Origin of the sequence: Micromonospora sp. CP22 (assembly GCF_009712475.1) — a bacterium.
Taxonomy (GTDB): domain Bacteria; phylum Actinomycetota; class Actinomycetes; order Mycobacteriales; family Micromonosporaceae; genus Micromonospora.
Map to the genome: position 1 here is coordinate 15,320 of NZ_VCJO01000024.1, position 13,671 is coordinate 28,990.

Here is a 13,671-nt window from a genome sequence, read left to right on the forward strand (position 1 = left end):
GAGTGACACATGACCAACCTCGATGACAACCTCCCGCGCGCCGTCGTGCCGGCCAACGTCAACGAGCCGGATCGCATCGCGTTCGGCCTGACGTTCCGGCAGCTCGGCATCATCGGCGGCGTCGGCCTGGCCAAGTTCGGGATCCACCGCACGTACGGGCACCTGCTCCCGCCGGTGGCCTGGATCGTCGCCGGCGTCCTCGTGTTCGCTGTCGCGGTCGTGGTGGCGCTCGGCCGCCGCGACGGACTTCCCCTGGACGTGTGGCTGCGCCACGGCCTCTCGCTGTCCCGCAGCCAGCGCACCCTCGCTCCAGGCACCGCGCGGGCCAGCTCGGTCGCGGCCGCCGCCGGTAAGCCGAGCGTCCCGGCGCCACTGCGCTCGCCGGTCACGGCGATCAGCGCGACCGGAGTCCTGACAAGCGAGGGCAGCGACAAGGTGCTGATCGCCTGCGGCACCACGAACATCCACCTACGCACCGGCGGCGAGCAGGGTGCGCTGGTGGACGGGTTCGGTCGGTTCCTCAACAGCCTGACCGGGCCGGCGCAGATCGTCGTTGCCGCGCAGCGGCACGACCTGACCGTCTATGCGCAGGCGACCGTCGATCACGCGCCGCGCCTGCCACACCCTGCGTTGCAGGCCGCCGCCGACGACTACGCCGAGTTCCTCCTCGACCTCGACAGCGAACGGGATCCGTTGCGCCGGCAGGTCCTCGCCGTCGTCACCGGCGCGCACGCCGCCGACACGGCCGTGCGTGCCCTGTCCGGCCTCGGCGTCGAAGCCACCGCACTGGACGGGCCGGCCGTCGCCTCGGCCCTCGCGAACGCGGTCGATCCGTTCTCCCCACCGGTGCCTGGCCCTCGCGCGGTGCCCGGTGCCCCGATCACCTCACGGAGCACATGATGAACGTGTGGAAGCCCAAGAAGAGTGTCGCGGCCGGGGAGGGGATGCCCTCCCCGGCCGCGTTGTCGGTCACGCCCTGGCATGTGCAGGTCGGCGACGGGTACGCCGCCACCTACGCGGTGTGCGGCTATCCGGCCGAGGTCGGCCCCGCCTGGCTTGACCCGCTGCTGTCCTATCCCGGACGGGTCGACGTGGCGGTGCACGTGGCCCCTGTCGCGCCGCAGCTGGCCGCGCCGATGCTCAAACGCCAGCGCGCCCGCTTCGAATCGTCGCGCCGCCTCGATGCCGATCAGGGACGGCTCGGTGACCCGATGGTCGAGGCGGCAGCCGCCGACGCCGCCGATCTCGCCGAACGGGTCGCCCGTGGGGCGGCGAAGCTGTTCGACACCGGCATCTACGTCACCGTCCACGCCCGCACCCTGGACGAGCTGCGCACCGTCACCGCGGGCGTGAAGTCCGCCGCCGCGAGTGTTCTGCTGGACCTGCAGCCGGCGACGTTCCGCCACCAGCAAGGCTGGGTGGCGACGTTGCCGGTCGGGGTGGACCCGCTGCAGATGCGCCGCATCCTCGACACCACCGCCCTCGCTGCCGCCTTCCCGCTCGCGTCGGCGGACCTCGCCGCTCCGGCCCCGGGTACCGTCGCCCCGCCCGAGGGCGTGCTCTACGGGGTCAACACGACCAGCAATGGGGTGCTGATCTGGGATCGGTGGGCGCAGGACAACCACAACAGCGTCGTCCTCGCCCGTTCCGGTGCGGGCAAGAGCTACTTCGTCAAGCTTGAAGTCCTGCGCAACCTGTACCAGGGCACGACCGTCAGCGTGATCGACCCGGAGGACGAGTACGCGCCCCTCGCCGAGCACGTCGGCGGCACCGTCGTGCAGCTCGGCCAGCCCGGCGTCCGCGTCAACCCCCTCGATCTTCCCACCGACAACCGGCCCGACACCTTGACCCGGCGTGGCCTGTACCTGCACACGCTGATCTCGGTGATGCTCGGCGCGGCACCGCCGCCGGCCGAACGCGCCGCCCTGGACCGGGCCATCACCACCACCTACGCCGCGGCGGGGATCACCGGCGACCCGGCCACCTGGACCACACCCGCCCCGTTGCTACGCGACCTGGCCGCCACCCTGGACGCGGACGACGATCCGGCCGCCGGGCAGCTCGCCGCGCGGCTCGCCCCGTGGACGGTGGGGAACTTCGCCAGCCTGTTTAGCGGGCCGACCACCACCAGCCCGACCGGACATCTGGTGGTGTGGTCGCTGCGGCACCTGCCCGACGAGCTACGTACCGTCGGCACGCTCCTGGCGTTGGACTCGATCTGGTCGGGCATCGACACCCCGACGACGAGTTCACGCCGGCGGCGCAAGCTCGTGGTGGTGGACGAGGCATGGCTGCTGATGCGCAACGGCGAGGGCGCGCGGTTCCTGTTTCGGATGGCCAAAGCCGCCCGCAAGCGGTCCGCCGGGCTGTGTGTCATCACCCAGGACGCCGCCGACGTGCTCTCCACCGACCTCGGTCTCGCCGTCGTGTCCAACGCGGCGACCCAGGTGCTGATGCGCCAGAGCACGCAGTCCATCGACTCGGTGAGTGAGGCGTTCAGCCTGACCGCCGGGGAGTCGCGGTTGCTGCTGTCGGCGCCCAGGGGCGAGGGTCTGCTCGTCGCGGGCCCATCGCGCATCCCCTTCAGGAGCGTCGGGTCGGGCGCAGAGCATCGGATCGCCGTCACGGGTGTCGGGGAGGACGGATGATGACCGCCCCGACCTGGCCTGCCGAGGTGTGGCAGTGGGTCATCGCCCGGCCGTGGCTCGGTTTCCTCGCCGCCGCCGCGATCGTCGGCACGGTGTTCGCCCACGATCAGGTGCTCACCTGGCGGCACCGGCGGTTCGCGGCCGGCGCGCGGTGGTTGACCATCGCCGCGCCACCCGAGGTCACCGCCGAGGCCGCCGCCGCGTTCTGGAGCACCCTCATGGGTGTGCTGACGCCGTCGGTGTGGCGTCGGCGCGTGTTCGGCTACCCGCACGTCGGGTGGGAGTACACCTGGACCGGCCGCGCCCTGACCATCCGGGTCTGGGTGCCCGGGACGGTGCCGCCCGGCGCGGTCGAGGCCGCCGTCCGGGCGGCCTGGCCCGCCGCCACCCTTACCACCGCCGTCGCTGCCGCGCCGATCCCAGGCGAGGTGGGCGATGAGGTGGGTGGGGCGCACTGGCCGCAGCACACCGACGTGTTGCCGCTGCGCGCCGAGCACGACGCCGATCCGCTGCGGGCGCTGCTCGCCGCCGGGGCCGAGGTCCGCCACCGGGAGCACGCGTGTGTGCAGATCCTCGCTCGCCCGGCACCCGCCGGACGGGTCCGCGCGGCTCGGCGGGCGGCGGCGGGCACCAGCACCCATCCGCACGGGCGGCCCGACGTGGCCGCTCGTGCCGTCTCCGGGGCGGCGCGGTTGGCGATCGAGCCTGTGCTGTGGCTGCTCGACGCGTTCACGCCCGGCCCGGCCCGGACCCGCGCGCCGGCCACGGCGCGGCGGGTAGCCGAGCGGGACCCGGTTGCCAGCGCGGACGCCCGTACCGTCGTGGACAAGGCGGTGCGGGTGCCGCACTTCGAGATCGCGGTCCGGTTCGCCGTCGCCACCGACCCGGACACGACCCCACCGGATGCGCAGCGGGCGAAGCAGATCCGCGAGCGTCTGGTCGGGCTCGGGCACACGATCGCCTCGGCTGCCGCGGCGTACACGGGCCCGAACCGGCTGCGGCGGATGACGATGCCGCAACCGGTCGCCACGATTGCCGGGCGCAGGTTACGGCGCGGGTTCCTGGCCACCGTGCCGGAACTCGCCGCCATGGCGGCGCTGCCACTGGACCTGGCGGTGCCGGGCCTGGACCGGGCGCGTGCGAAGGCCGTGCCGGCGCCGGTGCAGGTTCCCTCCGGCGGGCGTGGGGTGAAGGTGTTGGGCCGGTCGCAGATCGGCCACCACAGCGTCGGCCTGAGGGTGACCGACGCTCGCCAGCATGCTGGACGACTTCGCCCGCCGCGACCACCGCGTCAACGTCACACGCTCATCAACGGCGGAGTCGGACGTCCGGTTTTCGCCGTCACCACAGCTTACGCCACCTTTGAGGCGAATTTCTGGCGCAGGACACTAGCCCGCCTTCGCGCCTCACTTATGGCGGCTGGTCCAGCGATGGGGCGGAGCGAAGTCGTCGGCGGCAAGGTGCGCTTGCTCCATACGGATTCGTCAGACCGCTGGTAGCGGGTTAGATCGCCAGCGAAAAGTGGCGGTTGGCGGGATCTTGACTGTCTCAGAGTCAATACATCATACTTTTCACGGAGGTGACCATCCATGGTCGTGACGACCCCCATCCACGTTGCGGCGCGGTCAGGCAGTCGGCCATCCGCATTCGCCCCCACAGCGTGAGGGGCGGCCGCATGGCAGATCTGAAGCACCTCGCGATGCTGAATTCCGACGGCAAGGCCCGTCCGCCGCTCAGGGACCCTGCCGGCATCAAGACGGCTCTGGTGGACTTGCGGGCGCGCGTGCTCGCCCGAACGCCCTACGACCGGTTGCTCACAGAGTTGATCACCCTCGACGCTGCCGAGCGAGCGGTCAAGCGCGGCTGTGACGCGCTGTTTATCGACACGTTCGGCGACTACGCCATCGACGCGGTACGGGCAGCCGTTGATGTGCCGGTCGTGGGCGCTGGCGAGGCGTCGCTGGCGGCAGCTTCGGTCTACGGGCGGTTCACGATCGTGACGGTGTGGCCCGAGTCCATGGGATTCATCTACGACGAACGACTGCGCACCTGCCCGGGGGGTGAGAGTTGTGTCCGGGTGAACCACTTCTCGGCGGAGCGGGAACTCGACCGGGTCGGGAGCTCTCAGGGAATCAAGGCACGAATGCTGCGCCACGAGCCTGGTCTCATCGACGATCTCGGGCAGGCGTGCCGGCAGGCCGCGATCGCCGACGAGGCGGCGGCGGTGCTGCTCGGGTGCACCTGCATGTCACCGATCGCCGCTGCGATCCAGGACCGGTGCGATGTTCCCGTCCTGGACCCGTCCGCTCTCGGCCAGCAGGCCGCCTTCAATGCGTTGCTTCAGGGCGGCCCGCCGAGTGCCCGGCCACGCACCGCCCGACGCGGCCAAGCCCGCGACCTTGTCGACCTCTGGCTGCGGCACGACACCGCGGCGACCGAATCCGACGCCTGTGACGTCTGCGTCATTGGCGAGCACGCCTGAGAGGATCCCCGTGACCGCCACCGCAGGTATCGAGGAGCTCGACGCCCTCCGGGTCGCCGTGCGCAGGCTGTGCGAGAAGTACGGCCACGACTACTACCTGCGCACCAGCGCGGAATCGGGGAACGCCCGCGAGTTCTGGGAGGAACTCGGCGACCTCGGCGCGTTGGGCGTCGCGATCCCGGAGGAGTACGGCGGCGGAGGGCAAGGAATCGAGGCCCTCGCCGTCGTCGCCGAGGAGATCGCCGCCTGCGGCCTACCTCTCATGCTCATCGCATTGTCGCCAGCGGTGTGCGCAACGATGTTGATCGACTTCGGGTCCGACGAGCAGCGTGCGTCCTGGCTCCCCGGCCTCGCCGACGGCTCCCGCGTGCTCGCGTTCGCCATCACCGAACCCGATGCGGGCTCCAACGCGCACAACATCTCCACGCGCGCCGTTTTCGAGGACGGCGACTGGATCATCACCGGCCAGAAGTACTACGTCTCCCACGTCGACAACGCGGACGCGATGGTCGTCATCGCCAATGCCGCAGGAGGTCCCGACAACCTTCCGCCCGGCCCCAAGGCCTTCCTGGTACCCACTGACGCGCCGAACTTGAGCCGCACCCCGATCCCCGTGGAGATCATCTCGCCGGAGCGGCAGTATTCCCTGTTCTTTGATGCGGTCCGGGTGCCCGCGGACGCCATCGTTGGAGGCGAGCACGGCCTGCGCGTGCTCTTCACCGGGCTCAACCCCGAGCGCATCCTCAGCGCCGCCCTGCTCAACGGGATCGCGCGTTACGCGATCGAGAAGGCCGCCGACTATGCCAGGACGAGAATCGTCTGGAGCGAGCCGATCGGCACCCACCAGGCCATCGCGCACCCACTGGCGCGAGCGGAGACCCGCCTGGCTGCGGCTCGGCTGCTCACCCTCGAGGCGGCACGGGCCGTGGACCGCGGGGAGACCGGCGGCGTCGCGGCCGCGATGGCAAAGGTGGAGGCGTCCGAGACGGCGTCCTACGCCCTCGACGTAGCCATCCAGACGCACGGTGGCAATGGGATGGCCCGGGAGTACGGTCTGGCCACACTTTCCGGTCTGGTCCGATTGTTCCGGATCGCTCCGGTGAGCACGGAGATGCTGCTCAACCACATCGCCCACCGGGCCCTGCGACTGCCCCGCTCCTACTGATGAGCGGGCTCGCCGTCACCACCGTTGGCGCCGTGGTCACCGTCCACTTCGACGGCAGCCGCGGCAATGCCTTGGACCACGAGCGGTACGCCGGCTTACGCGCGGCTGCCGAGTTGGTCACGGCCGATCAGGTGCTGGTCCTGCGTGGCGCCGGCCGGCACTTCTGCACCGGCCAGGACCTCCGCCAGCATGAGGCCGCTGTGGCCGAAGGACGGGTCGTCGAGGAGTTGCAGCACGGTGCCTCCGCCGTGTTGGCCGTGCTGCGCTGCCGTGGCCCCGTCGTCGTGGCCGCGCAGGGCGCGTGTGTCGGAGCGGGGGCGCTGCTGGTGGCCTGCGCCGACGTGGCGGTGCTCGCTGAGGACGGCTGGCTGCGGCTACCGGAGCTCGAACTCGGGCTCCCACTCGGCGCGGCGGTGGCCGAACGGCTCCTCCCGCCCCCGTTGGTACGACGGATGATGCTCACCGGCGAACACGTGGAAGCGCGCATGCTCGGCTCGTCCGGCGCTGCCCGCGTCGTGCCGCGAGGCGCCCTCGACGCAACCGTCACCCAGGTGGCGGACGCGCTCTGCCACCTCGATCCCGGCCCGAGGGCGGTGGCCCGCCGGCTGTGGGGAGACGACGAGCGGGAGCGAGCGGCAAGCGCCTACGAACGCGAGGTGGCGGCGTCGGTGGCGCTGCTGGTCGGCCCCGACTCGGCCGGCCGCAGCCGGGTCTGAGCATCCAGGGCGGTCGCGATCCGGAATCCCAGCGCCGTCTCCTCCTCGTGGTCGATCGGGAGGTCGTGAAGCCGCTGCAGCGCCGACCGTAGGGCTGGATATCCCTTGACCGATGCCCGGATCTCTTCCTCGGTAGGCTGAAGACCAGCGGCGGCAAGCAGCACCCGTACACACTCGTCGGGGTCCGGAAACCTCATCGCTCGTCCTCCGTCAGGTCGGGCGCCCGCAGGTGGTGGTCAGTAAGGTCCTGGAAGTGTCGTCCCGCGTCCAGGACCAGTTGGTCGGCGTGCGGGCGGCCGACGATCTGCAGGCCGACCGGCATCCCGTCGGCAAGGCCCATGGGCGCAGACAGCGCGGGGTTTCCGGTGGCGTTCCAGTACGCCGTCTGCAGCATCGCCACGACCTCGTCGAAGTCGAGCCCGTCGACCAGCGGTGCCGGCCGTGCGGCGGTGGGCGACAACACCAAGTCGATGTCGTCGAACAGGTCGGCCACGGCCCGTACGAGGTGGCGGCGTACCCGCTGTACCTGCACGTAGTCGGCCGCCGACAGCAAGGCACCGGTGATGAGCGCCGACCTGGTCGGGCGGCCGTACTCCTCCCACCTGCGGCGCAGATCGGTGCGGTGGTAGGTCAGCGCCTCGGCGGCGAGGCCCAACATCGTGACGTCCACGCCCTCGGCATAGTGCGGCAGCCTGATCTCGGTGACCACCGCTTCGGCCGCCGCGAACACCTCCGCCGCCTCCCGCGTCAGCCGGCATACCTCGGCTGTCGACACCTCCAGCGGGTCCACCGCAAGTGCGATGCGCAGTCCCCGCAACGGCCGCACAGGTTCGGGTGAGTACGCGAAGCCGTGACCGGTCGCGGCCGGGTCCTGCCCATCGGGTCCGGCGATCACTGACAGGAGCAGGGCACAGTCTTCCGCGGTTCGCGCCAACGGTCCCACGTGGTCGTAGGTCCAGCCCAGCGGGAAGACACCGGTTCGGGGAACCACTCCGTACGTCGGCTTGTGCCCGGTGACGCCGCACCACGCAGCAGGCATCCGTACCGATCCCGCGGTGTCGGTGCCTAGCCCGCCGAGGAAGAAGCCGGCAGCAATGCCCGAGCCGGTACCGGAGCTCGATCCACCGGTCCAGCGGAGCGGATCCCACGGGTTGCGCGGCATGGGGAATGGCTTGTCAGGATCGTTGAAGCCGAGCGCGTATTCCATCGTGCTGGTCTTGCCTGTAATGACGGCACCGGCCGCTCGCAGCCGCGCGACCGTCGGTGCATCGACTTGCGGATCACGCGCGATGAGGCTCTGTGCGGTCGTGGGAGCGCCGTACGTCGCGATGACGTCCTTGATCCCGAGCGGGATGCCGGCTAGCGGGCCAAGCGCTTCACCGCGTTCCCGTCGTGCGTCGACCTGCTCGGCCTCTGCCCAGGCGGCCTGCCCGCTTCGGTACAGGTAAACGCCCAACGACGAATCCCAGCGGTCGGCCGCGGCCTCGACCTCGTCGAGGAGCGCCGTCGCCGTCAGGGCCCCGGACTGAAGGTCGTGGAGCGACTGGGTGATCGTACGGGGTGTCAAGCGAACTCCTCCCTTGCCATGCGGCGAACGCCGGGAAGCACCCAGGCGGCCACGAGCGACGAGAGCACGACAGCCGCGACCAGCACGGCCGTCAGCGGGAACCGAGTCAGCACCGGGCCGGCCGCCAGGGCGGTGCCCGCGAGAGTGGCGAACGCAACGACCAGGTACGCCGAGTAGACCTCTGCTTCTCGACCCGGCGGGGAGATCACGCCGACGAGTGCGGCGCTTCCGAGCAGGCACAGCCCAGCGCCGAGGCCGAGCACCGCCGATCCCAGCATCACGGCGACGGGGGAGAGGCTGGCGACACCGGCCGCCGTGGCGCTCCATCCGAGGAGGGCGAGGACCACGCCGAGTGCCATCGCCGTGGACCGCGACAGTCGTCGGCCGCCGAGCTGGGCCGCTACGACCGCGACCAGCGTCAGCGAGACGAGGCGACCGCTCGCGGCCTCCGACGTCCAATCCATCCGGTGCGCGATCTGCGGGCCGAACGCACCGAACAGGCCAAAACACATGTTGGTGGAGAAGATGGCCACCGCGGCGACGGAGAAGCGACGCAGGAGGAGCCGAGGGACGCGCACGGCCTGCACGACACGTATGGACCCCGCGGCCGTCCGGTTGGTCCGGGAACGCGCCAGCGGCGCGAGCGGAAGCAACAGCAGGACGGCGATCACCAGGTAGGGGACCAGGAGCGGGCGATCAGACGTACTGGCCAGGCTCCCGGCGACGAATGGCCCGATGGCGACCCCGAGCGACACGCACAATGTGTTGACGAAGGAGCCCCGGTCCGGACCGTCGGGATGGGACTTCATCAGAGCGGCCGCCGCCGAGCTGACCAGCAGTCCGGCGCCGGCGCCCTGGACGATGCGGCCACCGACCAGGGTGACTAGGTCGGTGGCGAACCCCAGGATGAGCATGGCGGCCAGCAGAACCGCCAGTCCGAGCAGAAGCGTATTGCGGCGCCCGAGTCGGTCCGAGAGGCCGCCGAGGCCGATGAGCACCAGCACCACCCCGATGGGATAGCCGGCGAACACCAGGCTCACATGGTCGTCCCCGATGCCCCACTCCGCCTGGTACCTCGGGTAGAGCGGGGTTGGCGTGAAGCTGGCCATCATCGCGATGACCAGCAGGACGCAGGCTGCCCACAACAGGGGATCCCGCCGCGCCGACGCCACGTCAGACAGGCTCGAAGAAGTCGAACGCGGCGCCGTAGGACGAGGCGAGGCCCAGGTGGCGTACGCCGTCGACGGTGACCGGACCGATGGTCTCACCGTGATCGCCGCTCTTCACCAGGGTGTGCAGTGCGTCGAGGTCGGGCACAGCGCACGTGGCGACGACCCTCCGCACCAGGCCGGTGCGAGGTTCGCCGTCCGGTAGTACCTCAGCGAATTCGAGGCGCGCGTTGCGCGAGCCCGGGCCGCGGAAGAGCGCCGCGGCGAACCCCTCCCCGGGTGCCATACCGAGCATCTGTTCGACGGCCGGCCCGTCGAACCTGCCGGTGAAGTACTGCCGTGCGCCGAGCACGTCGCGGGCGAATGCCGTGGCCTCCTCGAACCGGTCGGTCATGAAGACCACGGCGACGACCTCGCTGGTGTCCTCCTGTCGGTCCTGGTCGATGACGCACCTGGTGCCGCGCGGGCGATACTGCACGACCGCGTGCAGTAGCCCGGAGAGGGGTTGATCGAGCATCCGCTCCCGTACCGGGATGTCGGTTCCTGGGAGGTTGTAGTACACCGCGGGTGTCCGGAACTCCCAGCCTCCTTCCTCGATTCGCTGTTCCACGGCGTCTGCATCCCGCAGGTAGAAGTCGAGCGCGTAGGGCCCGACCCGGTTCGGGCGCCGGGCCGGCGACGCAGGGGGCAGCCCGGGTACCTCGACGAGCCGGATCCAGCCCCCCGCGCTGCGCGGCTTGCCGAGCATCACGGATCGTGTCGGAGGAGCCGGGAGTTGCCACAGTTGCTGCCAGGCGGGATCGGGGTCGTCGTCCACTGCGACTTCGGTGAACCCGAAAAGCTCGACGTAGAGCCGGCGCAGCGGCTCGACGTCGGCGGCCGGCAGCACCACGTGGTCGATTCCGTCGAACATCAGTAGCTCCTCGGCAGGCCCAGCGATTCGCCCAGCAGGTTGCGAACCATCTCGTTGCTGATCGGGCTGAACAGTTGCAGCCGAGCATCGCGGAAGTACATCTGCATGGCCGACTCGTCAGCGAGGCCCATCGCGCCCATCGCGCGCATCCCTCGGTCGACGATGCGCGCCGCCGTCTCCGCCGCGAACAGCTTGGCCATGGCGGAGTACGCCAGTGCCTCCTGTCCGGCCTCGATCATCGCTACGGTGGAGTTGATCAGCGCGCGGGCCGCCGAGAGCTCGGCGATGCTGTCGGCCGCGGGATGTTGGATTGCCTGGAAGGCCCCAATCGGTGTGCCGAACGCCTCCCGCTCCCGTGCGTAGACGATGTGCAGGTCCAGCGCCCCCCGCGCGAGGCCGAGGCTGATCGCCGCGGCCATCACCCGCTCCACGTCGAGTGCCTTGGACAGCACCTGCATGCCACGGCCTCGTGCGCCGACGAGGTTCGTCAGGGGCGCAACGGCGTCGTCGAGGAAGACCTCGTATGTCATCGCTGCGCGCATGCCCGCGAGGTGGACGCGTCGCACGGCGACGCCGGGCTGGTCGGTCGGTACGGCGATGAGGCTCAGGCCGCGGGACCGTCGTCCCTTCTCGGCAGGGTCCGTTCGGCAGAGCACGAACACCTGATCGGCTTCGCCGGCCAGCGAGATCCACGTCTTCTGGCCGCTCACCCGCCACTCGCCGTCGACCTCGGTGGCCCCGGCGCGCAGGGCGAGTAGGTCGGTGCCACCGCCGGGCTCGCTGAGTCCGTACGAGCAGATCATGCGCCCGGCGGCCACCTCCGGGAGCCAGTCCGCGACCGGTCCGCAGTCCGGCTCCGCGAGCATCCGCATGGCCATGCCGCTGAGCACGTAGTCCACAGCGAGGCTGGGTAGCACCCGGGCCAGTTCCTCGGTCACCGCGACGGCGTCGCCGACGGTGCCGCCGCTGCCGCCGACCCGCTCCTCGGCGCCGATTCCGAGCAGGCCTGCCTCGCCGAGCCGGAGCCACAGCGAGCGATCGAAGCTGCCCTCCCGGTCCGTAGTCAGCGCCTGCTCCGTCGGCAGGTGCCTGCCGAGGAGCCCAGCGGTCATCTCACGTAGCTCTCGCCGGGTGTCGGGCTCATTGATCGGACCCGTGCCGAGCATCTGCATTGCACCTGCCACACAAACGTCTGTGGATTGAAGCCCCGCCCCTGTGCCAGAGGTCGGCGACGGGTGGCGGCGCGCTGTTCGAACAGGCTAGCCGCCGGTTAGGAGGCAGGCCAGGGCAAGACTTGCCGCTTCGGCTCTTGCGGGTGTGAGGGCCATCACTTACCGTCGTCTGACGTATCGACCTGGCCGTCAGGTCGGTGGACATGGCAGGAGACGAGATGCGTTCGCGAATTACGCGCCGGGTCGCGGCGGTGACCGCAGCATCCGCGCTAGCGCTGGGATTTGCAGGCTGCGGTGGCGGTGGAGGAGCCAGCGGCAAGGGCTCGGCGTCGTCGGCGACCCTGCGGATCGCCTGGGCGTCCACGCCCACCCAGCTGGACCCCAATGAGTTCACCGGGCTCACCTGGGTCTACGGCCTGGACGGGTTCATGGACACGCTGCTGGACTACGACACCAGCAAGGCCGCGGACGGCAAGGTCCTCGGGGTGGACGCCCTGAAGCCCGCGCTCGCGGAGTCCTTCGAAGCCAACGAGGACAAGACGCAGTCACCTTCAAGCTGCGGCAGGGCGTCAAGAGCGAGTGGGGCAACGAGCTCGACGCGGACGACGTCATCTGGTCGTTCGAGCGGATGTTCACCAACCCGCGCTCGCTCCAGGCCGGCGTGCTGCTTCCGACGGCGAACGTCGACAAGCAGGAGCCGTGGACCAAGATCGACCAGTACACGGTCCGCTACAACCTCACCGACCCGTCGGCGGTGAGCCTGTCGGTCCTGGCGTACCCGATCCTCGGGATCGTCGACTCCGACGAGGCGAAGAAGCACGCCACGAAGGACGACCCCTGGGCCGCCGAGTGGCTGAAGACGAACAGCGCCAGCTTCGGCGCCTACAAGCTGAAGTCCCTCGACCCGGGCCGTGAGCTGCGCCTGGAGTACAACTCGAACTACTGGGGGCCGAAGCCGGCGTTCGAGGAGATCGTGATCAAGGCGGTCCCTGACGCGTCGTCCCGCGCCCAGCTGCTGATCTCCGGTGACGTGGACATGATCTCCGAGCCGCCGATCGACCAGCTCAAGAAGATCGACGAGAGCGCCAACGCGGCCGTGTCGCGCCAGCCCGACTCCAACCGGCACAACCTGTCGGTGAACGTGAAGGACCCGGCGTTAGGCAAGCCCAAGGTGCGGCAGGCGATCAGCCACGCGATCAACCGCGAGGCCATCGTCAACTCCATCTACCAGGGTTACGCGCAGTCCGCGCTGAGCCCGCAGGCGAGCGCGCTGCTCGCCGACCAGCCGAAGACGGGCAGCTACGACCCCGACCGGGCCAAGCAACTGCTGGCCGAGGCCGGGCACCCCAACGGCTTCGACATGACCGTAGCGTTCAACACCGCGCGTCCGGGCCCGTTCGCGGAGAACCTTGGTCGGCTGATCCAGTCCGACCTCCAGAAGGTCGGGATCAACGTCGACCTCAAGGCGATCCCGTCGGCCGCGGACTTCGAGGCCGCGGTGTCGAAGCAGGAGTACCAGGCCTACCTGTACAGCGAGCGCCCCTCGCAGCCGGACCCGGGCTTCTCGCTGTTCCTGTACCTCTACAGCGAGTCGGCGCTGAACAAGAGTGGCTACAACAACCCGGAGTTCGACCGGCTGGTCACCACCGTGCTCAAGCAGCCGTCCGGGCCGCAGCGCGATCAGGTCGTCAACCAGGCCATCGAGTTCCTGGTCGGGGAGGAGCCGATCATCTCGCTGGTCGAGGTGCCGGACCTGGTCGGTGTCGCGGAGAACGTCAAGGGCTACGTCGCGCTGCCGACCGGTGGCGTGAAGTTCGACGAGCTGAAGCGGAGCTGAAT

The 13,671-nt window shown here is 70.2% G+C and carries 11 protein-coding genes; 7 read left to right on the forward strand and 4 right to left on the reverse strand.

Annotated elements, in window-relative coordinates:
- Window positions 1-9 precede the first annotated feature (9 nt).
- The 6 genes from FF096_RS23895 (at window position 10) to FF096_RS23920 (ending at window position 7,011) form a co-directional block, all read left to right on the forward strand.
- A complete protein-coding gene (locus FF096_RS23895) occupies window positions 10-900 on the forward strand; it encodes a PrgI family protein (RefSeq protein WP_155221813.1) in 891 nt (296 codons plus the stop codon).
- Window positions 900-2,648, forward strand: coding sequence for a VirB4 family type IV secretion system protein (locus FF096_RS23900; RefSeq protein ID WP_230462902.1), 1,749 nt, complete (start codon window positions 900-902; stop codon window positions 2,646-2,648). The genes FF096_RS23895 and FF096_RS23900 overlap by 1 nt, the downstream gene beginning before the upstream one ends.
- Window positions 2,645-4,147: a hypothetical protein gene (locus FF096_RS23905; RefSeq protein ID WP_230462903.1), complete on the forward strand. Its 1,503-nt coding sequence runs from the start codon at window positions 2,645-2,647 to the stop codon at window positions 4,145-4,147. Before FF096_RS23900 ends, FF096_RS23905 begins: the two co-directional genes overlap by 4 nt.
- Before the next feature lie 176 nt (window positions 4,148-4,323).
- Window positions 4,324-5,130 carry an aspartate/glutamate racemase family protein gene (locus FF096_RS26875; RefSeq protein WP_155221814.1) on the forward strand — a complete coding sequence of 269 codons (807 nt, stop codon included), beginning with the start codon at window positions 4,324-4,326 and terminating at the stop codon, window positions 5,128-5,130.
- A 10-nt stretch (window positions 5,131-5,140) separates the two neighbouring features.
- Window positions 5,141-6,295, forward strand: a complete 1,155-nt coding sequence (locus FF096_RS23915; RefSeq protein ID WP_309223850.1) for an acyl-CoA dehydrogenase family protein — start codon at window positions 5,141-5,143, stop codon at window positions 6,293-6,295.
- Entirely contained in the window at window positions 6,295-7,011 is a 717-nt protein-coding gene (locus FF096_RS23920) for an enoyl-CoA hydratase/isomerase family protein (RefSeq protein WP_155221816.1), read from the forward strand. Before FF096_RS23915 ends, FF096_RS23920 begins: the two co-directional genes overlap by 1 nt.
- A 193-nt stretch (window positions 7,012-7,204) precedes the next feature.
- Here the strand turns inward: FF096_RS23920 and FF096_RS23925 are convergent, their stop codons facing one another.
- Genes FF096_RS23925 through FF096_RS23940 form a run of 4 tightly spaced genes read right to left on the reverse strand, consistent with a single transcriptional unit; the run spans window position 7,205 to window position 11,832 of the window.
- Window positions 7,205-8,578 (reverse strand): amidase, encoded by a 1,374-nt coding sequence (locus FF096_RS23925; protein WP_155221817.1) that lies wholly within the window; start codon window positions 8,576-8,578, stop codon window positions 7,205-7,207.
- A complete protein-coding gene (locus tag FF096_RS23930; RefSeq protein ID WP_155221818.1) occupies window positions 8,575-9,750 on the reverse strand; it encodes an MFS transporter in 1,176 nt (391 codons plus the stop codon). Before FF096_RS23930 ends, FF096_RS23925 begins: the two co-directional genes overlap by 4 nt.
- A gap of 1 nt (window position 9,751) precedes the next feature.
- Window positions 9,752-10,660, reverse strand: coding sequence for a VOC family protein (locus FF096_RS23935; protein WP_155221819.1), 909 nt, complete (start codon window positions 10,658-10,660; stop codon window positions 9,752-9,754).
- Complete coding sequence (locus FF096_RS23940; protein ID WP_155221820.1) at window positions 10,660-11,832, reverse strand: acyl-CoA dehydrogenase family protein; 1,173 nt, start codon at window positions 11,830-11,832, stop codon at window positions 10,660-10,662. Before FF096_RS23940 ends, FF096_RS23935 begins: the two co-directional genes overlap by 1 nt.
- A gap of 403 nt (window positions 11,833-12,235) precedes the next feature.
- Here FF096_RS23940 and FF096_RS23945 point away from each other — a divergent pair, with 403 nt between their 5' ends.
- The gene (locus FF096_RS23945; RefSeq protein WP_155221821.1) at window positions 12,236-13,669 is read left to right on the forward strand and encodes an ABC transporter substrate-binding protein; all 1,434 of its coding nucleotides are present in this window, start codon (window positions 12,236-12,238) and stop codon (window positions 13,667-13,669) included.
- The last annotated feature ends 2 nt before the right edge of the window (window positions 13,670-13,671 follow it).